The 1464-nt window shown below is 46.7% G+C and carries 2 protein-coding genes; one reads left to right on the forward strand and one right to left on the reverse strand.

What is annotated here, in order from left to right:
• Positions 1–3: 3 nt before the first annotated feature.
• Positions 4–912, reverse strand: a complete 909-nt coding sequence (locus AC1DSE_RS35185; protein ID WP_076267578.1) for a LysR family transcriptional regulator — start codon at positions 910–912, stop codon at positions 4–6.
• A gap of 304 nt (positions 913–1216) precedes the next feature.
• Here AC1DSE_RS35185 and AC1DSE_RS35190 point away from each other — a divergent pair.
• Positions 1217–1464: succinate dehydrogenase/fumarate reductase transmembrane subunit (locus AC1DSE_RS35190; RefSeq protein ID WP_477529115.1), on the forward strand; the 248-nt coding region annotated here is incomplete at its 3' end.

Here is a 1464-nt window from a genome sequence, read left to right on the forward strand (position 1 = left end):
ATTTTAAAAGCTGCTGTCCTTTTTGCTGGGGAAGCCTGCTGCAAGCTCATTGATCCAAAGACGAACGGACGGGCTGAGGGCGGCCGAATCCGCATGAATGAGCGAGGTGGTGCGCTTTGTATCCTCAAGTTCTCGAATGGGAATGACGGTAAGATCATTGTCTTCAAGCAGTTGATTGCGCATATACGATTGAGGCAGGAGCGTCGCAGCACGGCAAGTATGCAGCAAACGAAGGATAGCTTCAAACGAATCAATTTCCATTCGCACATCCGGCTGAAGATGATATTTGTCAAACAGCTCGTCGGTCAACAACCTGTACCAAGTGCCTTTGGAGAACAAGATCATCGGCATGCCGGTCACATCCTGTATACCCAGCGTGCCTTTATCGGTAATGACCTGATTACGAGGCACCACGAGCGATAGATGATCCTCAAACAGCGGAATACACCGCAGCGTTGAATCCTCAATACTAGAGGCGACAATGCCGATATCGGCTTTGTGATCTCGTACGAGCGATACGATTTCATGCGTCTTGCCGGTAATCGCTTTAATGTCGATCTCCGGATGAGTTGAAGTTAAGCTTTGAATGAGATCGGGCAAAGTCGTTTGAAGCGTCGTCAAGCTTGCGCCAATAGTAAGGGTCGTATGTCCAGCTGAGGTGAACTCAGAGACGGTTTGCAGATATTTGCGATGAAGCTGGCGAAGCTCCAAAGCATATTCATAGGTCAATTGCCCAATTCGAGTAAGCTCCAGCCGCTTTCCGATGCGATGAAACAAAGGAGAGCCCAGGTCCTGCTCAAGCTTGGCAATTTTGCGAGAAAGTGCAGGCTGAGACAGGTTTAGCAAGGCGGAAGCCTTGTTCATACTGGACTGTTCCACAATAACGGTGAAGACATGCATCTCTTCATTCATGAATGAAACCCCTTATGTCATTTTGTTATAAGAAATTATAAAAAATAAGCAATTCCATTATAAGCTTAAAAGGAGTAGGATGGGAAGTGTGGCTAATATGTGTCGAGTTTTGTTGACGGACATACATGCTGGGGTTACAATGTAGAATGATTTGCCAAGCGTAAACTGCTGATGACAACCATTGGCTGCACAGCACCTCGTTTGCGCTGGAATATAAGCAATGTATAAAGGGGAAACCGATACATTCTTATATTTTAAGAAAAAGCATGCTAGCACTCACAGTTTTGAAAGGAGAAGGAATGACATGAAAGGAAATTCGTATTTCTCGCGCAAGCTTCACTCGCTTCTCGGGATCATTCCACTCGGCGGATTTATCGTCGTGCATGGTCTGACTAACTACCAGGCGTTTGAACGCGGGCCTGAAGGCTTTGACAAAGGCGTAACTCTCATTAACAGCATGCCCGTGCTGCCGCTGCTCGAGATTTTCGGCATTTACCTCCCGCTATTGTTTCATGGTATTTACGGCTTGTATGTCGCTTACCAATCGAACAC

It is taken from the genome of Paenibacillus sp. 01L418, from assembly GCF_056400045.1.